Below are 24,669 nucleotides of genomic sequence, written 5' to 3' on the forward strand. Positions count from 1 at the left end.
CGGGCAGCGGGCGGCCCCCATCGGGCTCGGCCCGTGGGACTCAGGCGGTCACAGGCCGGGGATGCGGCCGTTGCGGAAGAGGTCCACGAAGATCTGGTGGTCGGTTCTGGCCCGGGCGCCGTAGTCGTGCGCGAAGTCCACCAGCAGGTCGGCGAATCCGGCCTCGTCCGAGCCGATCGCCGCGTCGATGGCCCGCTCTGTGGAGTACGGCACCAGTGAGTGGCCGCTCGACTCGTCGTCGGCCGCGGCGTGCATGGTCGCGGTGGCCCGCCCCAGGTCGGCGACCACCTCGGCGATCTCCTCCGGCTCGTCGAGGTCCGACCAGTCCAGGTCCACCGCGTACGGCGACACCTCGGCGACCAGCTGGCCCTCGCCGTCCAGTTCGGTCCAGCCGAGCCACGGATCGGCATGCGCCTGCAGCGCGCGCTGCGAGATGACCGTGCGGTGGCCCTCGTGCAGGAAGTACTCGCGCACCGCCGCGTCCGTGACGTGCCGGGAGACCGCGGGGACGCCCGCCTGCTTCAGGTAGATCACGACGTCGTTCTCCAGGGCGTCGCTGTTGCCCTCCAGCAGGATGTTGTACGACGGGAGGCCCGCGCTGCCGATGCCGATGCCGCGGCGCCCCACCACGTCCTTCACCCGGTGCGAGTCGGGCCGGGTCAGGCTCGACTCGGGCAGCGTCGCCAGATAGCCCTCGAACGCGTCCAGCACCTTCCGCCGGGTCGCCGCGTCCAGCTCCAACGCCCCGCCGCCCGGCGTGAACCGCCGCTCGAAGCCACGGATCTCGGTCATCGATGCGAGCAGGTGGAAACGGGTGCGGGCGCGGGCGTCATGCAGCGCGCCGAGCAGCGGGCCGCGGGCCGTGTCCAGGGTGAACGGCGGCACCTCCGCGGGCGCGACGCCGGCGGCCAGCGCGCCGATCCGCTCCCGGTAGGCGGCCGCGTAGGTGCGGACCAGCTCGCTGATCATCTCGTCGCTGAGCGCCTTGGTGTAGCCGATCAGCGCGACCGAGGCGGCGAACCGCTTCAGGTCCCAGGTGAACGGGCCGACGTACGCCTCGTCGAAGTCGTTGACGTTGAAGATCAGCCGGCCGTTGGACGCCAGGTAGGTGCCGAAGTTCTCGGCGTGCAGGTCGCCGTGGATCCACACCCGGGAGGTGTGCTCGTCCAGGAAGTCGCTGTCCGCGTTCCGCGCCCGCCGGGTGTCCACGTCGTGGTAGAAGAGGCAGGCCGTGCCCCGGTAGAACGCGAAGGCCGAGGCCGCCATCTTCCGGAACTTCATCCGGAACGCGGTCGGGTCGGCCGTGAGCAGCTGCCCGAAGGCGGTGTCGAACACGGTGAGCATCTCCTCGCCGCGCCGCTCCGCGTGGGCGGACATGGCCCGCTTGGCCCGCACGGCCCGCTGGGTCGAGGAGTCAGGCAGATCCGATGACTCGGACGACTCGGACGACTCGGACGACATCGTGATGCGCCTCCTGGCGACGTGTTCCCCGCCGGCGCGTGCCGCGCCGACCCTCCACCGCGCCGAGGCTACTCGCGGTCAGTCCCGGGCCACGACCGGGTCGGTACGGCGCCGACCCGGCGCGTTGGTTTCTGAGGTTTCCTGTGCGAGAGGGCTTGACTGTGGACAGGATCACTCCATACTCACCAACGTCCGCACGTTGATGTTTACGCAAACACGCCCCGCTTCGAGGGAGTTTGATGGTTTATGGGAGTGATGCGCGCATGTGAGGCCGGGGCGGTCCGACTCCGCGCCCTGCTGGCGGCCCTGGCCCTCGTCCTGGCCACGGCCGTGGGCCTGGTGGACGCGCCCCCGGCCACCGCGGCGGCCGAGCCCGCCGCCGGGCCCGCCGCCGAATCCCCCGAGCCGCGGAGCAACCCCGTGCTCCCCGGCTACCACGCCGATCCGAACATCGTCGCCTTCGGCGACACCTACTACCTCTACCCGACCACCGACGGCTTCGAGGGCTGGAGCGGAACGACGTTCAGCGTCTGGTCGTCCAGGGATCTGGTCCACTGGGAGGAGCACGACGTCATCCTCGATCTCGGCCCCGACGTCGACTGGGCCGAGTCGCGCGCCTGGGCGCCCACCATCGCCGAACGGGACGGCAGGTACTACTTCTACTTCTGCGCCGAGGCCCAGATCGGCGTCGCGGTCTCGGACTCGCCGCTCGGCCCGTTCACCGACGTGGGCGAGCCGCTGATCCCCGCCAACCCGGACGGCTCGGGACAGGCCATCGACCCCGCCGTGTTCACCGACGACGACGGCCAGCCGTACCTGTACTGGGGCAACGGCTCCGCCTGGGTGGTCCCGCTCAACGACGACATGGTCTCCTTCGACCCCGACCGGGTGGTGGAGATCCCGAACCTCGCCGACTTCCGCGAGGGCCTGTTCATGGTGAAACGCGACGGCACCTACCACCTGACGTACTCGATCGACGACACCCGCAGCGAGGACTACCGGGTCGGCTACGCCACCGCCCCCACCCCCACGGGCCCGTTCACCAACCACGGCGTGATCCTCCAGAAGGACCCCGGGCAGGGCATCCTCGGCACCGGCCACAACTCGGTGATCCAGGTGCCGGGCACCGACGCCTGGTACGTCGTCTACCACCGGTTCGCCATCCCGGACGGCGACGGCACGCACCGCGAGACCGCCATCGACGAGCTGCGCTTCTCCGACGACAACCTCATGCAGCCGGTCACCCCGACGCTGGACGGCGTCGACCCCCACCCCATCCCCCAGGGAGACCGCTGACCGCGCGACCGCGCGACCGAACGCACGGAAGGCGGGTGCCGCGCACCCTCCCAGGCCCCGCGGCCCCGCCTTCCGTGTCCCCACAGGCAACGCCTCACCCGCCGATCGGGCAACACCGCCAGGAATTAGCGCACCCTCGTCGTGCCGGGCACGTCAACTCCCCGACGCGGCCACGGAAATGCCTAGCGTGGCGGTCATGACCACCACGTTGCTGGAGTACACCCGGTTCGGGTTTCCGCTCTACATGGCCCTGCGTTGGCGGCTCGGGCACCGGGAGCCGCCGGCGACGTTTCCGGTCAACGCCGTGCTGCGCGATCGGGACGAGATCGACGCCGCGGTCGCGGAGGCCGAACGGCTCGGGCTGCCGCCGGTGTGGGACGCGCCGAAGACGTGGGACTCGTTGGGGGCGCTGCACGAGGTGCTGAGCCGTACCGGGCCCGAGGCGCGGGTGTTGGACGCGGGCGCCGAGTACTATTCGCAACTCCTGCGCTGGCTCTATCTGTACGGCTATCGCGACCTGACCGGCATCAACCTGGTCTTCCAACGCCCGGTCCGCTGCGGACCGATCCGGCTGGAGCACGGCGACCTCACCGCGACCCGTTTCGCCGACGGGCATTTCGACGCGGTCACCTGCCTGAGCGTTATCGAGCACGGCGTCGACCTGGCCGCGTACTTCGCGGAGATGGCGCGCATCCTGCGTCCCGGCGGGGTGCTGGTCACGTCGACCGACTACTTCGCGGAGCCCACCGACACGCGTGGCCGACGCGCCTACGGCGGGCCGATCCGGGTGTTCGACCGGCGGGAGATGGAGGCGGCGTTCGCGCTGGCGGCGACCCACGGTCTGGAGCTCACCGGACCGGTGGACCTGCGGTCGGAGGAACGCTGCGTGCACTGGGCGGAGCACGACCTGCGGTACACGTTCCTGACCTGGACGATGATCCGGACCTGAGACCTGATCCGCCCTACCGGGCGCGGGCCGTCGCGGCCATCATCCGGTAGCCGCGCACGGCCACGTCGACCAGCAGCACGAACACCCATATCCGGCCCGCGCCGTAGAGGACGTCGGAGAGGCCGTCGTCGAGGTCCTCGCGTGCGCCGTTGCCGCGCAGCAGCGTCTCCCGGGTGTCCTCGGTCGCCAGGTCCACCAGCCAGGACAGGTCGGCGAGGCCGAGCGCGACGTGCGCGCCGGCGAACAACGCGGCGTGCGCGGCCAGCTCCGCCAGCTGGCGACGCGGGCCCGGGCCCGCCGCGGGCGCCCGTGCGACCGGTGCCTCCGGTATCTCCGCGGCGGCGGCCGGTCCGGGCGCCGGGGCTTCCGTCGCGCCGGCCGCGGCGCTTGGCGCCCGCTCGGGCCGCTCGGGCCGCACGGGCGCCGGCGGTGGGTGCTCCGCGACGCCCAGGGAGCGGACCGCGCGGGGGACCACGACGGCCCCGGCCAGGATGATGCAGGACGCGACCAGGCAGGCGACGGTCCAGGAGCTGGCGTCGTACAGGATGCCGGCCGCCAGCGCGCCGACCGCGGCGCCGACGAGCGCCGCCGCCTCGTACAGGCCCATGCCGCGTCCGATCCGCCCGCCGGACGCCTCCGCGATCACGGCCTCCTGAACCGGTATCACCACCGCCCAGGCGACGCCGCTGAGCACCCACAGCCCGGCGATCACCCACGGGTTCGGCGCCCAGGCGAGTCCGACCGCGAAGCCCGCGCTGGACACGGAGGCCGCCGCCAGCAGCCGGGTGCGGCCGAACCGCACCACCAGGGCGTGCAGCCGCTCCGGCAGCAGGCCCATCACGATCGCGCCGGGCAGGAAGACGTACGCCGCCTCCACCACGCCCATCCCGAAGCCGCGTTCGAGGTGCAGCAGGAGCAGCATGGCGACCGCCGCCTCGGCGGTCATGGTGAACGCCACCGCCAACAGCATCGGCCGCAACCCGCGGACCAGGCCCGCGCCGCCACCGCGACCCCCGGCCGTCGCCGGGCTCGGAGCCGCCCGGCGGCGGGGTGCCGTCAGCAGCATCGCGGCGGCGAGCAGGCAGGCCGCGGCGCAGCCGTGGAACAGTCCGGGGAAGCCGGCCACCCCCAGCACGGACAGGCCGGTGAGGAAGGCGACCCACGCGCCGTTCTCCTGGGCGCCCATCAGCCGGGGGTAGACCGCCGAGTCCTCGGCCAGCCGCTCCCCGACCATGGCCCGGACCGTCACCCACAGCAGCGCCCCGCCGACGCCGCTGAGCACCGCGGCGCCCGCGGCCACGGCGAACGCGCCGGCCACCGCGTATCCGACGCAGGCCACCCCGTACAGCACGGCGCCCACGGCCGCCACCCGGCGCCGGTCGCGGGTGTCGGCCAGCACCCCGGCCAGCGGGCGAACCAGCACCGAGACCGCCATCTCCAGCGCCATCAGGATCCCCGCCTCGGTGGCGCTCAGGCCGAGTTCCAGCCCTGACCAGAGCGGCAGCACGAAGTCCACCAGCTCGGCCGGGCCGTTGGCCAGCGCGGCGGCCCACAGGGCGTGCGACTCGCGCCGCGTCGCCCACTCCCCGTTCTCTGCGCTCCCCCCAGTCATGTACCCACGGTAACAGAACAATTGATCTACTACGTCCCGCGGCTACCATGTCACGAGTGCCCCGCCATGTCGATCATGACCAGCGCCGCCGTCAGGTGGCCGAGGCCCTGTGGCGCGTCGTCGCCCGGGAGGGGTTGGAGCGCGCCACGGTGCGCGCGGTGGCCACCGAGGCCGGGCTGTCGCTCGGCGCGATCAGCCACTACTTCGGCAGCCAGGAGGAACTCCAGCGCTACGCCCTCCGGCTGGTGGACGAACGCGACGCCGCCCGGCTCGCCGCGATCTCCCACGAGGGCACCGCACGGGAGGTCGTCGAGCGCTACCTGTGGGCGCTCCTCCCGCTGGACGAGGAGTCCCGGCAGTCCAACGCCATCTACTACGCGTTCATGGCCCGCGCCCGGGTGGTCCCGGCGTTCCGCGAGATCGCCGCCACCGTCAACGACGAGATCACCGACCTGTGCCGCAGCGGCATCGAGGGGCTGGCCGGGGAGGGCGGCATCGCGCCGGGCCGGGACGTCGAGACCCTGGTCGCCGAGTTCCGCGCCCTCACCGAGGGCCTGTCCTTCCGCGCCGCGATGTGGCCCGACCAGACGCCGCCCGAGCTGATCCGCGCGGTGGTCACCGGCTGGCTCGACGCCCTCCTGCCCGCCCAGGCACCGCCGCCCGGACCACCACCGGGGGACTGAGCCGCGCGTGGGATTCCCGGCTGTGGCCGGAGCCGGCGGACAAGTCGGGCCGTACCGTTGGTGGCGGCGCGGCGGATCACGAAACCGCACGCAGGTGCTACCCCACCGCCCCCCGCCGGGCCGCCAACCGCACGAGGCCGGCCGCGTGTTCGGGGAGGTGCCGGCCGGCGTGCAGTCGGCTCGCGGCGGCGGCCATCGTGGTCCGCCGGGCCGGGTCGGTGAGCAGGTCCGCGCAGTGCCGGGCCAGGCCGTCGGCGGTGTCGGCGACGGCCAGATGCTCACCGGGGACGGCGTCGAGGCCCTCGGCGCCGATCGTGGTGCTGACCACCGGCACACCGTGCGCGAACGCCTCCAGGATCTTGATGCGGGTGCCGCTGCCCACCCGCAACGGGACCACCACCAGATCGGCGGCCCGCAGTCGGGGCGTCATGCTCGGGACCGCGCCGGTGACCTCGACGTGCGGGCCGGCCAGTGCCGCGACGTCCGGGGTGGACTCGCCGGCCAGCACGACCCTCGCCTCCGGCACCCGGTCCCGGATCAGCGGCAGGACCTCGCCGGTCAGCCAGGCGGCGCCGTCCGCGTTGGGCGCCCAGTCGAAGGAGCCCTGGAACAGGATGGTCGCGCCGCCGTCGGCGCGCGGCGGCCCCGGCGCGGGCACGGGATACGTGTTCGGCACCACCACCGTCCGCCCCGCGCCCAGCCGGGCCGCGTCGCCCGCGCAGGCGACCACGGCCACGGCCGCGTCCCGCGCCACCCGCCGGTGCACGCGGCCCCACCAGGCGATCGAACGGCGCGCCTGCAGCCGCTGCCACGGCGTCAGCGGCGCGCCCCACACGCCCCGGCCGAGCCGCACCCAGCGGCGGATCAGCACGTCCTCGAAGTCGTCCACGTCCACGACGGTGCGGCCGGTGAACCGGCCACGCAGCGGCAGCCAGGCGCGTTCCCGGTTGAACCACACCACGTCGTAGCGGGTTTCGGTGGACCAGGCAGGCAGGGCGGTGGGGGCGAGCACGCGCCGCTGGTGACCGGCGTAGGCGGCGGAGGGACCGCGCGCGGCGATCTCCAGGAAGGCGCGCGTGCCGGTGTACGGCGGCACGGCGGCGACGCCGGTGCGGACGAAGTGGCCGGCCTCGTCGGGCGCCGGCGCGGGGGTGCCGGGCGGCACGAGGTAGAGCGCGTCCACCGGGCCCAGGTCGGCGAGCGCCCCGGTGACCACGTGCATCCGCTGCACCGCGCCCCCGGCGGGGCGGCGGGGCAGGATGTCGCTGACGAAGAGTGAGCGGATCACCGTTCGCCCCCGGCGTCCGTGGCCGTCATCGGTTCGCCCTCTCGATCCGGAGGAGGGAGCGGCGCGGTGACCGCGCTCCGGGTGGCCAGCAGCGTGTAGCCGAGGCCGACGGCCCAGCCGATCACCGTCGCCCACATGACGCCGTCGACGCCCCATGCGTGGCCCAGCGTGTACGACAACGGCAGCCGCACGGCGCCCAGCGACACCACCGTGCAGACCAACGGCACGACGGTGCGGGCGATGCCGTTGAACCAGCCGTGCAGCACGACCGTCAGCGTGTAGCACAGGAAGAACGGCGCGGTGACCAGGATGTACCGCTCGGTGATCAGCCGGGTCTCCGGACCGTCGGAGAACAGCGCGGCGATCGGCCCGCGTTGGGTGAGCAGCAGCAGCGACACCAGCGCGGTGAGCGCGGTGCCGAGCCAGACGGCGTGGCGGATCCCGTCCCGGACGCGCCCGTTTTCCCGGGCGCCGGTGTTCTGCGCGGTGAACACCATCAGGGCGCCGGACAGCGTCAGGAACAGCACGCTGGTCAGCAGCTCAAGCCGGGCGACCACGGTCAGCGCCGCGAGCGCCGCCTCGCCGAACGGCGTGATGATCCACACCAGGACCAGCACGCCGACGCCGATCAGCAGGTACTGCACGGCCATCGGCGTGCCGATCCGCAGCGCCCGCCGCACCTCCGCGCGCACCGTGGCGGCCGTGACCGCCGCCGCCCCGGACGGCCGCCGCCGCTGTTCGCGCACCAGGCGGGCCACCCCGACCACCGCGGTCAGCGCGTTGGCGGCGAGCACGGCCAGCGCCGCGCCGGCGATGCCGAGCCGCCAGCCGCCCACGAAGAGCCAGGCGAACGCCGCGTTCAGCACGCTCGCGGCGATCATCAGGCCGGTGGCCCGGCGGGCGTCGCCGCGGCCGGTCAGGACCGCGCACACCGCGCCGAGCGCGAAGATCGCGCCCATGCCCGAGCACAGCGTCACCACGAACGTGTGGGCCGCGGCGGCGACCTCGCCGGTCACGCCCATCAGCGCCAGCAGCGGCCGGGCGGCCAGCACCGCGGCCGCGGCGCAGACCGCCGACCACGCCGCGGTGCAGACCGCGAGCGCCACCAGCGCGCTCGTGTCGTCGTGCTGCCGCCCGGCGCCGGTGAGGTGCCCGAACCGCACCGCGAACGCGCCGGAGACGCCGGTGAACAGCGAGCTGAGGATCGCGTACAGCGGCTGGGCCGCGCCCATCGCGGCCAGCCCGGTGACGCCCACGTACCGGCCGACGACCGCGCTGTCGACCAGCAGGTAGCCCTGCTGGAGCAGGCTGGCCAGGGCCAACGGGGCCGCGATCCCGACGATGCCGGTCAGCGGCGGCCCCTGGATGAGGTCCGGCACGTCAGTCCCCTGGCGCGGTCAGCAACTCGTCGAGCCAGGCGTCGTCATCGTCCGCCGCGTCCGCCGCGTCGGCGTCGTACTTGGTGTCGATGAGCTGGCCGATGGCGACCACGGTGCGCTCGCTCATCAGGTCGACGGTGTCGAACGGGCGGCCCAGGCAGGCGGAGATGTTGCTGCCGATGGTCAGCGCCATGATCGAGTCGCCGCCCATGTCCCGGAAGTCGGCGTGCACGTCGATCGTCGAGTAGCCGACGGCGTGCGACAGGCAGCGGCCCACCAGCCACTCGCTTTCGGTGTAGTCGCCGTCGGGGCGCCCGGTGAGCCGCACCTCGGTGGCCTCCACGGCCTCCCGCACACGGGCGACCTTCTGCCTGATCCGCTCGTCGAGCGCCGCCAACCCGGTGTCGATCTTGTCCGTGATCTCCTCGGCGAGGGCCACGTGGTAGGTCGGCAGGACGCCCATCAGCTCGCTGCCGTAGTTGACCTCGCCGGCGAAGAACCCGGCCCGGTCGCCGCGCAGCGCCGCGTCGATCAGGTCGAGGCCGGCGCGGGTGCGCAGCGACCGGAACATCAGGTCCTCGTTGACGCCGGCGGCGACCGCCATGCCGACCTCCCGCCAGGCCACCCACTGGATGCTGACCACGCGGTGCTCCGGCGTGTCCAGGGTCCGGGCCAGATGGTCCAGGTAGAAGTTCGCGGCCGCGTAGTCGGCCTGCCCGAGCGCCGGGAACACCGCGGCGACCGAGGACATGTGCAGCACGAAGTCGGGCCGGTCGGCCCGGGTCAGGTGGTGCAGCAGGAACGCGCCGCGCAGCTTCGGCCGCAGCACGGACGCGAACTCCGCGGCCTCGCGGTACGCGACGAGGTTGTCTCCCGGCACGCCGGCGGCGTGCACGATGCCGTCCACCCGGCCGTGCGCGGCGCGGATGGCGTCCAACGTGGCCGCCAGCGCGGCCTCGTCGGCGACGTCGGCGGCCACCGGGTGCACCGTCGCGCCGAGCGAGGTGATCTCGCGGACCGCCGTGACGCGCGCCGCGGCGGGATGCCGCGGGTCGGCGGCGACCGCGTCCCGTTCGGCGCGCGGCGGCAGGCCGGTGCGGCCGAGCAGGTACAGGTGGATGCCGGGGGCGGCGGCCGCGAAGTGCCGGGCCGTCTCCAGGCCGATGGCGCCGAGACCGCCGGTGATCAGATAGGCGCCGCCGGGTCGCAGGTACGTGTCGCGGACCGCCGGGATCTCCGGCAACTCGACGAAGGTCTCGCGGTACTTGTCCGTGCCGCGCAGCGCGTACACGCCGGCCTGTGGGGCGAGGATCTCCGCGCGCAGCCGCTCGGCCGGCACCGCGTCGTCGACGTCGAGCACCCGCACCGTGACGTACGGATACTCCCGGGCGATCCCCTTGGCCAGCCCGGCGAGCGCCGCGTTCTCGGTGACCACAGCGGATTCACCGGACCCGCCGGGCAGCACCGCCAGGGCCCGGCGGGTCAGCACCACGAGGTCGACCCGCGCGCCCGCGTGCATCAGCGCCTTCGCCAGCCGGAAGAGGCCGACCAGATGCTCGTCGACCCGGCGGTCGAGGTCCGAGGGGTCGGCCGCCGGCGTGTCCTCGAAGGCCGGCGCGTACACCAGATGGGTGTACTCGTCGTCGACGAGTTCCTCGGCGAGCCGGTCGGGTTCGGCGTCCGCGGCGCCCGGCGTGCGCAGCACCGCGTCCGGTGGCAGCGCGGCGGCCACGGTGTCGGCGGCGTCCGGGCCCACCAGCGCCAGCACCCGGGCCGCCGGGTCGCCGGACGTGGCGAGCGGCGCCGGCGCGAACCCGACCTCGTGGGTCACCGGATGCTCGACCCGCGGCGCGGCCAGGGCGAACCGGTCGCGCCACGTCTCGGGGAAGTCGATCCAGGCGCGGGTCTCGTCGAACTCGTACGGCGGCAGGTGCACGGTCCGCGGGCGCCGTCCGTCGGGCCCGTCGTACTGGGCGCGGAGGTCGAGTTCGGCGCCGCCGGCCCAGTGGCGGGCGGCGTCGGTGCCGGCGGCGTCCGGCACCCCGCCGGCCTCGGTGGCCGCCAACGCCGCCCGCAGTTCGGCCAGATCGGCGACCGTGTAGGCGAGCCGGTGCGGGTGTCCGGCGCGGGAGACGTTCGACGTCCAGCACACGTCCCGGATGTTCCCGTCGAGCCGGCCGGCGTCGATCGCCTCGCGGTAGCGGGTGACCAGCCGGCCGAGCGACGCCGGGCTCCGCGCGCTGAGCGTGAACAGGTACGGCCGCGGGCCCCCTTCGGGCTCCGCCGGCCGCGACGAGCCCGCCGAGCCCGCCGAGCGCGCTGGCGTCTTCGGCTCGGGAACGAACTCCTCCAGCACGACGTGCGCGTTGGCCCCGCCGAGGCCGAAGGCGCTGACGCCCGCGCGCCGCGGGCCGTCCCCGTCGCCCGGCCATTCGCGGGCTTCGAGCGGCACGTACACCGGCCCCTCGTTGAGGTCGATGGCGCTGTTCGGCCGCGCGTAGTTCGCCAGCGGCGGGATCACGCGGTGCCGCAGCGCCAGCGCGGTCTTGATCACGCCCATCACGCCCGAGCCCTCGAAGAGATGGCCGATGTTCGCCTTCACCGAGCCCACCGCGCAGAACCGCCGGTCGTCGGTCCGGGCGGCGAACGCCCGCCGCAGCCCCTCGAACTCGATCGGGTCGCCGACCCGGGTGGCGGTCCCGTGCACCTCCAGGTAGCCGATCGAACGGGGCTCCACGCCGGCGTCCCGCCACGCGGACTCCAGCAGGTCGGCCTGGGCGCCGGCGTCCGGCGCGGTCATCATCTCGGACCGGCCGTCGTGGTTGACCGCGCTGCCCTTGACGACCGCGTACACCTGGTCGCCGTCCGCCAGCGCCCGGTCGAGACGCTTGAGCACGACCGCCCCGGAGCCCTCGCCGAACCCGGTGCCGTCCGCGTTCTCGTCGAAGGTGCGGGTGGCGCCGTCGGACGACTCGATGCCGATCCGGGTGTGCGGGTGCCGCACCGGCGCCAGCACGATCCGGGTGCCGGCCACCACGGCCATCTCGCAGTCGCCCAGCAGCAGTCCGGCCCTGGCCTGGTGCAGCGCCAGCAGCGATGCCGAACAGGCGCTGTCGAGCACCATGCTGGGGCCGCGCAGGTCGAACAGGTACGACAGCCGGTTGGCCAGCATCGTGACGATGTTGCCGGTGATGCCCAGCTGCCCCAGCGCGGGGTCGACGCGCGAGAAGTACTCCAGGTACGACCAGCCGGGGTTGCCCGCGTAGCCGACGTAGACGCCGGTGCGGCTGCCGGCCAGCCGGGCGCCGGTGTAGCCGGCGTCCTCCAGCGCGCGGTACATGGTGCGCAGGACCAGCCGCTGGTGTGGGTCGGTGACCGCGGCCTGCTTCGGGGTCATGCCGAAGAACTCGTGGTCGAACAGGTCCACCCGGTCCAGGAAGCTGCCGTCGTGGAACGCCACGTCGTCCTCGGCGTCCGGCACCAGCGCCGACTCCCAGTGGTAGCGCAGGTACTCCTCCAGCTCCCGGCGCCGCCGCGCCGGGAACGGCCGGGTGAGGCTGCGGCCGGTGCGGACGACGTCCCAGAACGCGTGCTGGTCCGGCGCGTCCGGCACCTCGACCGACAGGCCGACGACGGCGATGTCCGTGTCCGTGCTGGTGCGCGTGCTCGTACGCGTGTTCATACGCGCTCCTCCGTGGGCTGGGCCGCGATGCGTGCGATGAAGGCGGTGAGGGTGGTGCCGTTGACCTCGTCGAAGTGGTCGACGCCGGCCGCGCGCAGGGCCCGGACCGCGCGCACCCACTCCACCGGGTGGGAGATCTGCCGGCTGAGCAGCTCGACCGCCCGGTCCGGGTCGAACGGCGTGCCGGTGACGCTGGACATCACCGGTGTGTGCCCGGCGCGGAACGCGTACGCGCGCAGGACCTTCGCGAACGCCCGGCCGGCCGAGGCCATCAGGGGCGTGTGGAACGGGCCGCTGACGGGCACCGGCAGCACCCGGACGCCCGGGCCGCGCAGCGCCCGGACCGCCAGCGCCAGCTGGGTTCGGTCGCCGGCCACCGTTACCTGCCGGTCGCTGTTGCGGTTGGCGACGTGCACCAGGTTGAGGCCCGCGCCGCGCAGCGTCGCCTCGACCCGTTCCGAGCTCAGCCCGACGACCGCGACCATCGCGCCGTGGGCGACGCCGGCCATCAGCTCGGCGCGGCGCCTGACCAGCGCCAGTCCGTCCATCAGGTCCAGCACGCCGGCGGCCACCAGCGCGTTGAACTCGCCCAGGCTGTGCCCGGCGACGTGGTCGTACTGCCGGCCGTCGCGCGCACGGTCCAGCCAGGACAGCGCGTTGACCAGGAAGATGGCCGGCTGCGCGTGGCGGGTGTCGGCGAGCCGGCCGTCGGGGTCGTCGCGGCACAGCCGCGCCACGGACCAGCCGAGCAGTTCGTCCGCGGCCGCGGTCTCCCGCGGGTACCGCTCGAACAGCTCCGCTCCCATGCCCTTGCGCTGTACGCCCTGGCCGGGAAAGACCAGACAGTGCATCGTGGACGCTCCTTGTCAGGCAGTGTCAGGGGGTGTCAGGCGGTCGGTTCGGGGACGCTGCGGTAGCGCAGGCCGCTGTGGCTGCCGCGCAGGCTCTCCCGGGTGAACATCCGGGCCGCCGGACCAGGGCCGAAGTCGACCACCTGGTCGGGCCGGCAGTCCTCGATCGCGGCGCGCACGGTGCCGGGCCAGTCCAGCGGGCGGCACACCGAATGCGCCATGACCTCGGCCAACAGGTCCTCGCGGTGCTGGAGGTTGACCGGCGCGTCGGCGACGTACACCGGCATGGCCAGCCGTTCGCCGGTGAGCGGGAACGTCATGAAGTGCTTCCGCTCCTCCAGCGCCTCGCGCACCGCCGGCTCCAGCAGCGGCGTGTGGAACGGCGCGGTGCTGCGCAGGTAGGCCCAGCGCACCCCCGGCTCGGCCAGCCGCCGCGCGTGCCCCGCCCGGAACGCGGCGAGGTCGGCCGGATCCCCGGCCAGCACGTGCGAGCGGGCGGAGTTCGCGAGGGCCAGCCACACCGGGGTGTCGGTCAGCAGCTCGCGCAACTCCTCGGTCGGCAGGCCCTGCACGACCGCCATCGGGGTGGCCTCGCCCGTCCGCGGCGGCGCCAGCCGGTGGCAGCGGATCAGCGTCAGCGCGGTCATCGCGATGAGGTCGTGGCAGAACGCCGTGTACCGCCGGCGGCTGGTCATCCGCAGCCCCGCGGTCATCGCGCCGGCCAGGCCCATGCTGTGGCCGATGGCGGCCACCGGCACGGTCCGGTCGCCCGCCGGGCCGCCGATGGCGGGTTGCAGCAGGCACAGCTGGTAGATGTGGGCGCACAGGCCGTCCACGGTGGAGTGCGCCAGGGTGCCGGCGTCCGGCGTCTCGCCGCGCAGCCAGGCGGTCAGCGGGATGCCGTCGGGCAGCTCCCGGCGGTAGGCGTCCGGGCCGACGTGGTCGAGCACGCTCGCCACCGCCTCGGCCGCGGCGGTGAAGTACCGCGCGTTCTCCGGCCGCGCGTACAGCGCGCGCAGGGCGGCGAGTGGCGGGCCCTGCATGCCGGCCAGGCCGCTGAACAGGTATAAGGGTCGCAAGGGTTCCTCGCGGTGTGCGGCTACCGGCTGCTGACCGCGGCCGGCAGGAGCTGCGGAAGGGTGGCTGCCTCGTCCTTGAGGAGCCGTGCCGCCCGCTGTTCGCACCCTCGCAGGTGCGTGAGGCCGCGGCGGATCCGGTCCGCCGACGGCGCGGGCAGCCCTTCCTGGAAGGCGCTGACCCGGTCCGAGAGCACGGTGGCCAGCTGGGCGATGCGGGTGTAGGCGGCGCGCACCGGTTCGCCGTGCCCGGTGTGGGCCAGGAACCGGCAGAACAGGGTCCGCGATCCGGCCAGCAGTGCCAGGCTGTTGACGCCGGGCGCGCGGTACGTGGCGGTGACCGACGCGCGGTCCGTGACGAGATGGTCGGCCACGGCGTCGTAGACCTCGAAGTCGTCGCGGAAACGGTCGAGGAACGCGCGGTACGCGGCCTCGAATCCGTCCCGGTCCGGGGCGGACACCTGCCGGACGGTGGCACAGCCGGTGAACCAGCGCTCGGGTTCCCGGGCGTAGCCGTCGCGCAGCACGTCCCACGGCACGGTCGTCCGGAAGAACTCGTGGTCGTCGGCGATGTTGTCGACCAGCAGCACGTCGGTGGGGCTCGCTCCGCAGAGCAGGTACGAATGGAGGAACTCGTACTCCTCCGGAAGCGTGCCGACCCGCCGCATGAACTCCAGCCAGTAGGGAAAGTGGTGCCGGGGCGCGTAGAAGAACACCGGTTGTCCCGCGGCGAGGAACTCGGCAAGGCCCGACTCGAAGCGGGCCAGGTCCACGGTTCCGGCCTGGAACACCTCGAACCCGAGCAGACGCAGGTCGTCGTCGGTCACGTAGGGCGTGTCGAACGCCCAGCGGTCGCCGCCGCGCAGATAGCAGTGCCGGTAGATCGCCGAGGTGGTGCCGAGCGCCCCGTACATCAGCAGGTCGGACCAGGTCGTGCGGCTCCCGACGTAGGCCAGGAGCTGTCCCTTCCGGCAGTGCAGGTGGTTGTTCGGGTCCCTCGTGCGGATCCGGTCCACGCCCGGCACGGTGATCATCGCGTCGGCGGACACGGGTCCGGCCCTTCACGTAATGGGGTTCGCATGGTGCGCATGGTGCGCACGATGTCAGCGCCCTCTGCGGCCGGTCAACGAATTCGGAAATCTTTCGGAAGGGCCGCCTTTCGGCGCAACCTTTCGGGCAGAGGGCGCGGACCTTTAATTCAAACCGAAACAAAATCTGGGCATGTCCGCTGGTCAGGCGAGTCCAGGAGGGTGAGGTCGGGCGAGGGTGCCCCGCACAATGCCGGTCGCCCGGTCGCGCTCCGTGCTGCCCTGGTCGCGTTCGTATTCCCGCGCGACACGCAATGCGTCGATTAATGCCCGGAATTCGCCGCGAGTTGACCTGACCGCGGGGCCGTGGAGCACAATTCCGACCACACCGGACCGTCGCTTTCCGGCCCTTCAGGTCCCGTCGGAATCGGGTATGACCTCGGCCCGCACGAACGCGATCTCGGAGAAGTCCTCCCGCCCCAGCGGGGAGACGGTCGGCGGCGCGACGTCGGGCGCGAACGCGATGGTCGAGGGCGCGCTGGAGAGCGGCACACCCGGCAGGATCTCCATGACCAGCTCGTTGATCTCCTCGCACAGGGCCTGGCGGTCGGCCACGTCGCCCTCGGCCCCGGCCTGCTCGACCAGGTCGAACAGCTCCTCGTTCCGGAAGCCCCACTCCTCGGAGTAGCCGTCGAACCAGGCGTCGAGGAAGTTGACGGCGTCGTTGAAGTCGCCGGTCCAGCCCAGCAGGCGCAGATCGCAGCCGCCGGACTCGACGGTGTCGAGGTAGTCCGGGTTCCACACCATCGGGTTGGGCTCGACGGTGATGCCGACCTCCTCCAGGTTCGCGCGCAGCAGCTCGTAGATGCCCTGCGGGTCGGGCATGTACGGGCGGCTGACCTCGGTCGGATAGCAGAACTCCACCGTCAGCTCCTCCTGGCCCGCCTCGGCGAGCAGGTCGCGGGCCAGGGCCGGGTCCCGCGCGTAGGTCTCGACCTCCTCCGACCAGCCCCTGACGGTGTCGGGCACGAACTGCGTGGCGGCCACGCCGCCCTCCGGGAGCTGGGTGTCGACGAGGGCCTCCCGGTCCACCGCGTGGGCGATGGCCTCGCGGACCCGGACGTCCTCCAGCGCCGCGTTCTCCTCCTGCGTGAAGCCGAGGTAGAGGATGTTGAAGACGTCGCGGGTGGGCAGCCGGAAGCCCGCGTCCTCCAGCGTCGACACGTCGCCGAGCGGCACCTGGTCGTAGCCGTCGATGTCGCCCGCCCGCAGCGCCTGCAGGCGGGCCGCCGCGTCGGGGATGGTCCGGAATACCAGCTCCCGCACGCCGGCCGGATCACCCCGGTAGCCGGCGAAACGCTCCAGGGTGACCTCGCCGCCGTCCCGGTCCCAGCCGGTGAGGTGGAACGGGCCGGTGCCGACGAGCACGCCCGGCTCCTGGCTGTACTCGGGATACGTGAGGCTCCCGTCCTCGCTGGCGACCTGCTGGGACTCCATCGTGTCGAGCGCGCCGGGGGAGTGGATGCCGAAGGAGGGGACGGAGAACCCGCCGGGCAGGGTGGCCGAGGGGCGGGCGACCTCGATGACGGCGGTGAGCGCGTCGGGAGCGGTGCAGCCCACGTAGTTGGGCTCGGGGGCGTCCGCGCTCTCGTTCTCCGCGAAACCGCCGAACACCGACTGCCAGTAGTAGGACACCGTGGGGTCCTGGTAGCCGCCCGAACGGGTGTACCAGTGGTCGAAGTTCCGGCAGACCGCCTCGCCGGTGAGCTGGTCGCCGTCGTGGAAGGCGACGCCGTCGCGCAGGTGGAACGTCCACTCCGTGCCGGCCGCGTTCTGGTCCCAGCTCTCGGCGAGCCCGCCGACCAGCTCCGTCCCACCGGGCTCGTGCACCAGCAGCGTCTCGAAGACCTGACCCGTCACCCGGAACGTCTCGCCGTCGCTGGCCAGCGCCGGATCGAGCGCCACGGGGTCGTTCGCGGCGCCGAACACGAACGTCCCGTCGCCCCGCGAGGCTCCGCCGTCGTCTGTCCCGCCGTCTCCGGTTCCGCCGTCCTCCGTCCCGCCGTCGCCCGTCCCGCCGCCGTTGGAGAGCAGGATGAGCGGGAGGACGACGGCGGCGACCACCGCCATCGCGACCGGCACCAGCATCCTGGCGAGGCGCCGCCCACGCAACCGGGCGGCGGGGCCGACCGCGGGCGGCTTCGACGGCATGGCCGGCGCGGTCGGTGCGCGCCCGACAGGAGCGTCTCCCGGCGCTGGCGCCTGCGTTGGTGCCTGCGTTGGCACCGGTGTCGGTGGGTGCGTTGGAGCCTGTGCGGGTCCCGGCGCCGGTCCCGGCCCGGGTTCCGGGGCCGTCGAGGCGGCGGGCGCGGCGCCGGCCGTGGTCTGCCCGTCCCGCGCCCCGTCCGGCGCCTCCTCCGGCGCCGCCGGCAGCGGCTGCTGCCGGCGGAGCAGCACGGTCCTGGCCAGCGAGTCCGGCAGCCACGCGGACTCCACGAGCGCCGGCGCGGTGGCCGGCGCCTCGCCCGCCGCCCCGGCCAGCCGCGCCAGCAGCTCCGGCACCGAAGGACGCCCGTCCGCGTTCTTGTCCAGGCACGGCTCGACCAGCGCCCGCAGGCCCGGCGGCAACCCGTCCAACCGGGGCGCCTCGTAGACCGCGCGGAAGTTCACCACATGCGCCGAGCCGGTGCCGAACGGCCCCTCCCCGCTCGCGGCGTAGACCAGCACGGCGCCCAGCGAGAACACGTCGGTCGCCGGCCCGACCGGATCGCCCCGCACCTGCTCCGGGGCCATGAATCCCGGCGTTCCCACCACCATCCCGGTCTGCGTCAGGCTGCTCGCCGCCTCCGCCGCCACCGAGATGCCGAAGTCGATCACCCGCGGACCGTCCGCCGCGATCAGCACGTTGGACGGCTTGAGATCCCGGTGCACCACCCCCGCCGCGTGGATCGCCTCAAGGGCCTCGCCCAGGGCCGCGCCCAGGGCGGACACCGAGCGCTCCGGCCACGCTCCGTGCCGCGCCAGGGCCTCCGCCAACGACAGCCCCGGCACGTAGGCGGTGGCCAGCCACGCCGGGTTCCCCTCGGTGTCGGCGTCCACAACACCGGCCGTGAAGAACCCGTTGACCCGCCGGGCCGCGGCCACCTCCCGGGCGAACCGCTCCCGGAACCCCGGATCGTCGGCCAGCTCGGGACGCACCACCTTCACCGCGACGGCCCGCCCACCGGGCGAACGCGCCAGGTACACCCGGCCCATGCCACCCGCGCCCAACCGCGCCAGGATCCGGTACCGCCCGATGCTCGACGGATCCGACCCGTCCAACTCCCGGAAGCCCGCCATGATCCCCCCGCCGTCGCCGCCCAGGCCGTAGCTGCCGGGTCATTCTGCCAGCGAGGCACCTCGTCCGGTGGACTCTCCCACCGTGGGAGGGTCCACCATGGCGGCATGCACGACGACCTGCTCACCATCGGGCGTTTCGCCCGCCTGTGCCGGCTCAGCGTCAAGCAGTTGCGGCACTACGACGAGACGGGCCTGCTGACCCCGGTCCGCGTGGACGCCGCCACGGGCTACCGCTACTACGCGCCCGAACAGGCCGGAGACGCCCTGACCATCGCTCTGCTCCGCGACATGGATCTGCCGTTGGCCGTGATCGCCGAGGCGCTGGCCGCCGAGCCCGAACGCCGGGCCCGGATCCTGCGCGCTGAACGGGTCCGGCTGGCGGAGCGGATCAGCAGGGACCAGGCCCGGCTGGCGATGCTGACCCGGCTGGCGGAGGGCGGCCCGCCCGGCTACGAGATGACACTCGGCAGCGAGCCGGAGCGCCGGCTGGCGGTGGTACGGACGGCCTGTGCTCCGGGGAGGTTCGGACAGAGGATCGGTGAGTGCGCGCGCCGGCTGCTGCCCGCCCTCGGCACGGCGGGCGTCCCGTGGCGGCCGCCGCTGTGGGGGCTGTACCCGCTGGATCTGGAGGAACGAATGGAGATCGCGGTCGGAGCGCAGACGTCGCAAAGCGCTCCCCGCCTGGACATCGAGGTGCTGCCTGCGGGCCCCGTTGCCGAGACCACGCACGTTGGGCCCTACGCAGAGCTGCCGCTGGCCTACCACGCGCTGCTCGCCGCCATCCACGAGCGCGGGCTGCGCCCGCACGCGCCCGTGCGCGAGGCGTATCTCGTCGGGCCGGCCGAGGCGCCGCCGGAGGACCTGATGACCCGGCTGGTCATCCCCGTCCGTGAGGCCACGGCATGACGACGCGGATCGACCTCGACGCCCGCGGTACCCGCCACTGCGAGACCTCGACCCTGGGCGCGCTGCTCCGGCACGAAGGCCTCGACCTGTCCGAGCCCATGCTCTTCGGCCTCGGCTCGGGACTGTCGTTCATCTACTGGGACAGCAAGGCCATGCCCTTCCCGTTCCTCGGCGGCCGGGTCCGGCCGTTCGACCTCACCAGAAACCTGGCCACCAGGCTCGGCCTCGGCCTCCAGGTGCAGGAGACCACCTCGCCCCGCAGGGCGTGGGACAACGTGGTGGCCCACCTCGACGCCGGCCGCCCCGTCGGCCTCCAACTCGACAGCTACCACCTGGAGTACTTCTCCGCGAAGGTGCACTTCGGCGGCCACGTCGTGGCCCTGTACGGCTACGACGACCACGACGCGTACCTGGTCGACACCGACCAGCAGGGCGGAGCGGTGACCACCAGCCGCACCAGCCTCGCCGAGGCCCGCGCCGCCCGCGGCCCGATGACCGCCCGACACCGGTCGTTCACGCTCACCCTTCCGCGCGACCCCGCGTCGCCGGAGGGGCAGATCATCCCGGCCATCACCGCCTGCGCCGAGGCGTTCCTCAACCCACCCATCGCCAACCTCGGCCACCGGGGCATCGACAAGGCCGCCAAACTGGTACCCGGCTGGTTCCAACGCACGGAGGACCCGGCACGGGATCTCCCCCAGGCCGCCAGCCTGATGGAACGGGCCGGCACCGGCGGCGCGCTGTTCCGCAACCTCTACCGCGACTTCCTCGCCGAGTGCGTGTCGATCCTCGACAGCGACCACCTGCGCACCGGCCACCGCCTGTACACCGAGGCGGCCACCGGGTGGACGGAGGTCGCCAACCTGATCACCACGGCCGGCGAGTCCGGCGACGCCCACCACCTCGACCAGGCCGGCACGCTCCTCCACGACGTCGCCCGCATCGAACGCGAGGCCATGCGGGTGCTCAGCCGCCTGGCAGAGTGAGGCTGATCGGCCCGCCGGAGCGTACCGTTGTCGTTGTCACGCGCACATCGGGAGATTTCAGCATGTCGCATCCCGCTGACGACCACACCGGCGCCCGTATCGCGTTCCACCGGAAGCTGCGTCACCTCACCCAGGCGGGTCTGGCGCAGCGCGCCTTCGTCAGTCGCGGGACCATCGCCAAGGTGGAGGCGGGGCTGACCCCGGCCACGCCGGGCGTCGTCGCCGCCGTGGCCCGCGCCCTCGAGGTGGGCGTCGAGGTGCTCAACGGCCAGCCGTACCTGGAGGAGATGCGGCAGGACCGACTCGACCGGATGATCGCTCCGCTGTCGAACGCGCTGGACGTGTACGACCTCGGCCCTGACCCGAACGTCACGCCCCGCCCCGTCGCGCTGATCGAGGCGGATGTCGACCGGCTGTGCGCGGCGGCCTGCGCCACCGAGTACCGGGGCACGGGCGAGCGGCTGCCGGGGCTCCTCGCGGAACTGACCACCGCCCTCAGCGCGTTGCCCGCCGGGGCCGCGCGGCGCCGCGCGGCAACCTCGCTGAGCTGGTGCTACTGGGTGGCCTACGAGTTCGCCTACCGGCTGGGGTACCACCATCTGGCGCTCATCGCCCTGGAGCGCATGGGCTGGATGGCCGAACAGGCACAGGATCCCCTCCTCCTGGCCGTCCGGCTCGGCCGGCGGTCGAGCGTGTTGCTCCGGCGGGGCGACAACCAACTGGCGCTGCGGGTGCTCGACCGAGGGCACTGGCTGATCGAGCAGCACGACGAACCCGGGTCGGTCCCCGCGATCGCCGTGTCCGGGACACTGCACCTGCTCGCGGCCATCTCCGCCGCCCAGGCGGGGGACGAGGAGACGGTGCGGGAGCGGCTGCAGGCGGCGCGCGGCGCGGCCGACCGCATCGGGCGTGACGTGCCTCAGGTGTACTGGGCCAGCTTCGGCCGCACGAACGTGGCCCACTTCGAGGTCGCCACCGCCGTGGAACTGGGGAACCTGGGCGAGGCGACGAAGACCGCGCGGGGACTGCACTTCCCTCCCGGCCATCCCAGGATGCGGGTGGGCCGCTACCACATGGAACTGGCCAGGGCCTATGCCCGCATGGGCAAGAACACGCTGGCGGAGAAGGAACTGCAGAAGGCCCGCGAGGCGGCCCCACAACAGGCCCGGTATCACCCGCTGATGCGCGAGACGACCGGCATACTGGTCCGCCGCGCCCGCAGCGTCCCCGGCTCGCTGGCCTCGCTCGCCGCGTGGGTGGGCGGGTAGGCGGGGTTACGGCCCGAGTGTCGCCGATCCGGGGAACACTACAACCAGCCCTCACGAGCACTCTTGTGACGGTCAGCACGTGACGCGTCACCGGAGTCGAGCATGCCCGAGCCCGCCACACCCTCCCGCCCCGACTGGTTGCCGACGAACGGCGTGCGTGCCGTGCCGTGCGCCCGGTGGTTCGACGCCGTGTGCGTGGACGCGTTCGACGCCGTGCCGGCGATACGTCGGATGGGGCACCGCTCGGGGCCCGCGATCGAGGACCAGGCGGAGGATCTGGTCACCTGGCTGGTGCCGGTCGGGGCGGCGGACGGCTGGCGGCTGGCGGGGGTGCGGGTGCTGGGCCGGGGGCAGGAGATCCGCGTCCCTCCGCCCGGCTGGCGCGGAGCGATCCAGTGGCTCGTCGAGCCGCCGGCGGTGGGGGACTGCCTGACGAGTCCGTTACTGCTGCACGACGCTCTCCGGTCCCGCCATGGCTGAGCGGACCGGGCGCCTGCGCGTCTACCTCGCCCCCGGACTCGTCGCGACGCTGGAACTCGAACCCGCGGCCCGCGACCGCGTGCCAGCCGCCCTACCCGCGCTGACGGGCCGCCAACTGACCGGCGCGGCCTGCGTGGTGTGCGGCTCGCCGCTGGGCATGAACACCACCCGGATCGGCACCGTCCGCCAGACCCTCCCCGGCGGCAGGGACCTGGTCTACCCCGTCCGCGCATGCACCGACCGGTGCCGGCCACGGGGCGGGTGACGGGATGCCGCGGGTCAACGGATGCCCGCCATCCCGTCCTACCGGCGCACCCTGAACCTCAGGTGGAGCACCCCGTCGCCCTGGACGACCACATGGGGATCCTCCAGCAGGTGCTGCCCGTCGATGCCGCCGAAGTAGCGTTTGCCCGACCCGAACACCACCGGCACCACGTCCATCGCCACCTCGTCCACGAGGCCGGCCGCGAGGATCTGGCCGCCCACGTCGCCGGCGCTCACCGCGACGATTCGCTGCCCGGCCAGTTCCCTGGCCTTCTCGATCGCGGCCCGCAGGTCATCGACGAAATGGTACGACGCCTCGGGGTGCCAGCCCTCGGGCTTGGGCCGGTGGGACACCACGACCACGTGGTCGCCCGTGGGCGGCCGTCCCTCCCAGCCGTTCATCAGGTCGAAGAAGGTCCGGCCCATCACGATGGTGCCGATCGCCTCCCACATCGGCCGGACGTACTCCGCCGACGCGCGTGAGACCCGGAAGCCGCTTCCCGCCTCGGAATGGTCGTACTGCTGGTCGTCGACCCGGGTGATCGGGGTGTCTCCGTTGAAGTACCAGTCGTGGAGCGGCCCGACGTCGTCGTTCTCGTCGGCGATGAAGCCGTCCACCGACACCACGTTGTGCATGATCACCGTGCTCACGGGCTCTCCTCGACTTTCCCTGCGCGTTCGCCCCGATCCTGACCGCCCGGGAGGCGACTCGGCTTGTAGAAAATCAATCAGCGGGCATCGGGCCGCGATCCGGGGGGAACCCCTGCTCGGCGGGGAACCGGCGCCGCAGGGCCAGGTACTCCGTCGGGGTGTGGCCGGTGAAGTCCTTGAACTCCCTGCTGAAATGGGCCTGGTCGAAGTAGCCCACGGTCTGCGCGAGCTCGGACCAGTCGACCGGACGCAGGGCGTCCACGGACAGGATCAGCCGTGCGAAGCGGTAGATCCGCGCCACCCGCTTCGGGGTGATCCCGACATGGGACTTGAACTGCGTGGCCAGGTGGTTGGCGCTCACGCCGGCGGTCTCGGTCAGCGCACCGACCGGGACCGCGCCGTGGGATCTCTCCAGCCGCCCGCCCGTGTGCAGCACCAGCTCGAGACCGCGTGACGGTCCCCCGACGAGTCGCGATCGCAGCTCCTCCTCCACCACCTCCAGCGCCTCGGTGGCCGACGCGCTGTCGCCGACCTGGTTGCGCATCCGGTCAACGGCCCGTTGCCAGACAGCGTCGACCGGCACCCAACGGTCCCGCAGCTCGGTCGCCGGCATGTCGACGAACGGCGAGAGGCCCCAGGGCTTGAAGTGCACCCCGACGAGCCGCACCCGGGCTGGGTACTCGACGAGGAAACGCCTGGTCCACATGCCCATGAACCACCCGTCGGTGAACAGGGCCGGCGGCACCGCGGGGTCGGAGTCCCACAGGCGGGCGGGTCCGCCCAGGTTGACGAACAGGTGGGCCGACGGCATCGGCGGGATGTTCATCCGGCGGTGGCGCGGCACCCCGGTCAGGCAGTAGATGTCGTCGATGAACCGGTCGAGCGGAGGGGCGGGCACCCGGCCGACGTATTGCATGATCTGTCACCGTCACTGTGTCGCGCCGTCGCGTCGAGCTGACCCTATGCCGCTCCAGGCACGCTGTCGGACCCCGGCGGCGGGTTCCCGGTCGCGATGCGGCGCCATCGCCGATGTCCGACCCGGCGGGACATCGGCGCGCAGCTTCACTCCACTGACCGCCCCGCCCTGACGGCGAGACCCCTCTCCGTCCCGCGCTGCTAGACATCGCCTATGGCTGAGACAACGACAACGCAGGCAGGGGCGGCGCGTTCGGCCGTCTCCTTCTCCCGGGTGACGATCTCCGCGGTGGCGGCGATCGTCCTGAGTCTGACGGCGACCCCGGCGGTCGCGACCGCCGGCTTCTCGGGTGACCCCACGGGCACGTCAACCGAAACGAGCGTCATGAGCGGCAAGAACTGGTAGACCCGCACCGTCCGATGGCCGAGCCCTCGGCCGCTGGTCCTGGATTGGTCAGTCCCGCCCCGCCGGACGAGATCCGGCGGGGCGGAGCACTACCAGAGGATGCCGTCGGTGAGCCAGGCGTCGTTCCACGGCCGCCCCGGACTCGGGGC

Annotated in this window: 19 protein-coding genes and 1 pseudogene; 8 read left to right on the plus strand and 12 right to left on the minus strand. The window is 73.2% G+C overall.

Translation table 11 applies throughout. The annotated features are described in order from the left end of the window. Nucleotides 1-48 precede the first annotated feature (48 nt). Nucleotides 49-1,377 carry a DUF2252 domain-containing protein gene (locus tag ABGB06_RS02390; protein ID WP_347585429.1) on the minus strand — a complete coding sequence of 443 codons (1,329 nt, stop codon included), beginning with the start codon at nucleotides 1,375-1,377 and terminating at the stop codon, nucleotides 49-51. 498 nt (nucleotides 1,378-1,875) lie between these two features. On the opposite strand from ABGB06_RS02390, the pseudogene ABGB06_RS02395 reads away from it, so the two are divergent. Both ABGB06_RS02395 and ABGB06_RS02400 read left to right on the plus strand, forming a co-directional pair. After that, nucleotides 1,876-2,757 (plus strand): annotated as a pseudogene (locus tag ABGB06_RS02395) (family 43 glycosylhydrolase); the annotation flags it as partial. Between the two features lie 196 nt (nucleotides 2,758-2,953). Further along, on the plus strand, nucleotides 2,954-3,706 hold the full coding sequence (locus tag ABGB06_RS02400) for a class I SAM-dependent methyltransferase (RefSeq protein ID WP_347584923.1): 753 nt from the start codon (nucleotides 2,954-2,956) through the stop codon (nucleotides 3,704-3,706). A 13-nt stretch (nucleotides 3,707-3,719) separates the two neighbouring features. On the opposite strand, the gene ABGB06_RS02405 is transcribed toward ABGB06_RS02400, so the two are convergent. Next, nucleotides 3,720-5,318, minus strand: a complete 1,599-nt coding sequence (locus tag ABGB06_RS02405) for an MFS transporter (RefSeq protein ID WP_347584924.1) — start codon at nucleotides 5,316-5,318, stop codon at nucleotides 3,720-3,722. Between the two features lie 56 nt (nucleotides 5,319-5,374). Between ABGB06_RS02405 and ABGB06_RS02410 the strand changes: the two genes are divergently transcribed. Beyond that, nucleotides 5,375-6,001 (plus strand): TetR/AcrR family transcriptional regulator, encoded by a 627-nt coding sequence (locus ABGB06_RS02410; protein WP_347584925.1) that lies wholly within the window; start codon nucleotides 5,375-5,377, stop codon nucleotides 5,999-6,001. Between the two features lie 97 nt (nucleotides 6,002-6,098). On the opposite strand, the gene ABGB06_RS02415 is transcribed toward ABGB06_RS02410, so the two are convergent. The 7 genes from ABGB06_RS02415 to ABGB06_RS02445 form a co-directional block, all read right to left on the minus strand. After that, nucleotides 6,099-7,289 (minus strand): glycosyltransferase family 4 protein, encoded by a 1,191-nt coding sequence (locus ABGB06_RS02415; RefSeq protein WP_347584926.1) that lies wholly within the window; start codon nucleotides 7,287-7,289, stop codon nucleotides 6,099-6,101. Continuing rightward, the gene (locus ABGB06_RS02420; protein WP_347584927.1) at nucleotides 7,286-8,668 is read right to left on the minus strand and encodes an MATE family efflux transporter; all 1,383 of its coding nucleotides are present in this window, start codon (nucleotides 8,666-8,668) and stop codon (nucleotides 7,286-7,288) included. The genes ABGB06_RS02415 and ABGB06_RS02420 overlap by 4 nt, the downstream gene beginning before the upstream one ends. Nucleotide 8,669: 1 nt before the next feature. Continuing rightward, entirely contained in the window at nucleotides 8,670-12,350 is a 3,681-nt protein-coding gene (locus ABGB06_RS02425) for an SDR family NAD(P)-dependent oxidoreductase (RefSeq protein ID WP_347584928.1), read from the minus strand. Continuing rightward, nucleotides 12,347-13,201, minus strand: coding sequence for an acyltransferase domain-containing protein (locus tag ABGB06_RS02430; RefSeq protein WP_347584929.1), 855 nt, complete (start codon nucleotides 13,199-13,201; stop codon nucleotides 12,347-12,349). Before ABGB06_RS02430 ends, ABGB06_RS02425 begins: the two co-directional genes overlap by 4 nt. Nucleotides 13,202-13,236: 35 nt before the next feature. Continuing rightward, the gene (locus ABGB06_RS02435) at nucleotides 13,237-14,280 is read right to left on the minus strand and encodes a hypothetical protein (RefSeq protein ID WP_347584930.1); all 1,044 of its coding nucleotides are present in this window, start codon (nucleotides 14,278-14,280) and stop codon (nucleotides 13,237-13,239) included. Between the two features lie 20 nt (nucleotides 14,281-14,300). After that, on the minus strand, nucleotides 14,301-15,326 hold the full coding sequence (locus tag ABGB06_RS02440) for a hypothetical protein (RefSeq protein WP_347584931.1): 1,026 nt from the start codon (nucleotides 15,324-15,326) through the stop codon (nucleotides 14,301-14,303). Nucleotides 15,327-15,716: 390 nt separating this feature from the next. Further along, nucleotides 15,717-18,644, minus strand: a complete 2,928-nt coding sequence (locus ABGB06_RS02445) for an ABC transporter substrate-binding protein (protein ID WP_347584932.1) — start codon at nucleotides 18,642-18,644, stop codon at nucleotides 15,717-15,719. Nucleotides 18,645-18,749: 105 nt separating this feature from the next. Here ABGB06_RS02445 and ABGB06_RS02450 point away from each other — a divergent pair, with 105 nt between their 5' ends. The 5 genes from ABGB06_RS02450 (at nucleotide 18,750) to ABGB06_RS02470 (ending at nucleotide 22,549) form a co-directional block, all read left to right on the plus strand. Then, entirely contained in the window at nucleotides 18,750-19,550 is an 801-nt protein-coding gene (locus ABGB06_RS02450; RefSeq protein WP_347584933.1) for a MerR family transcriptional regulator, read from the plus strand. Next, nucleotides 19,547-20,536, plus strand: coding sequence for a BtrH N-terminal domain-containing protein (locus ABGB06_RS02455; protein WP_347584934.1), 990 nt, complete (start codon nucleotides 19,547-19,549; stop codon nucleotides 20,534-20,536). Before ABGB06_RS02450 ends, ABGB06_RS02455 begins: the two co-directional genes overlap by 4 nt. A 62-nt stretch (nucleotides 20,537-20,598) precedes the next feature. Beyond that, nucleotides 20,599-21,804 (plus strand): helix-turn-helix transcriptional regulator, encoded by a 1,206-nt coding sequence (locus tag ABGB06_RS02460; RefSeq protein ID WP_347584935.1) that lies wholly within the window; start codon nucleotides 20,599-20,601, stop codon nucleotides 21,802-21,804. 102 nt (nucleotides 21,805-21,906) lie between these two features. Further along, a complete protein-coding gene (locus tag ABGB06_RS02465) occupies nucleotides 21,907-22,284 on the plus strand; it encodes a hypothetical protein (protein ID WP_347584936.1) in 378 nt (125 codons plus the stop codon). Then, nucleotides 22,277-22,549: a hypothetical protein gene (locus ABGB06_RS02470; protein ID WP_347584937.1), complete on the plus strand. Its 273-nt coding sequence runs from the start codon at nucleotides 22,277-22,279 to the stop codon at nucleotides 22,547-22,549. Before ABGB06_RS02465 ends, ABGB06_RS02470 begins: the two co-directional genes overlap by 8 nt. A gap of 38 nt (nucleotides 22,550-22,587) precedes the next feature. On the opposite strand, the gene ABGB06_RS02475 is transcribed toward ABGB06_RS02470, so the two are convergent. The 3 genes from ABGB06_RS02475 to ABGB06_RS02485 all read right to left on the minus strand — a co-directional run bounded on the left by ABGB06_RS02475 (nucleotide 22,588) and on the right by ABGB06_RS02485 (nucleotide 24,528). Next, the gene (locus ABGB06_RS02475; RefSeq protein WP_347584938.1) at nucleotides 22,588-23,199 is read right to left on the minus strand and encodes a dihydrofolate reductase family protein; all 612 of its coding nucleotides are present in this window, start codon (nucleotides 23,197-23,199) and stop codon (nucleotides 22,588-22,590) included. Between the two features lie 73 nt (nucleotides 23,200-23,272). Continuing rightward, nucleotides 23,273-24,115: a helix-turn-helix domain-containing protein gene (locus ABGB06_RS02480; RefSeq protein WP_347584939.1), complete on the minus strand. Its 843-nt coding sequence runs from the start codon at nucleotides 24,113-24,115 to the stop codon at nucleotides 23,273-23,275. A 200-nt stretch (nucleotides 24,116-24,315) separates the two neighbouring features. Beyond that, nucleotides 24,316-24,528: a hypothetical protein gene (locus ABGB06_RS02485; protein WP_347584941.1), complete on the minus strand. Its 213-nt coding sequence runs from the start codon at nucleotides 24,526-24,528 to the stop codon at nucleotides 24,316-24,318. Nucleotides 24,529-24,669: the final 141 nt, after the last annotated feature.

This window comes from Streptomyces sp. B6B3, assembly GCF_039871525.1.
In the GTDB taxonomy this organism is placed as follows: domain Bacteria; phylum Actinomycetota; class Actinomycetes; order Streptomycetales; family Streptomycetaceae; genus Streptomyces.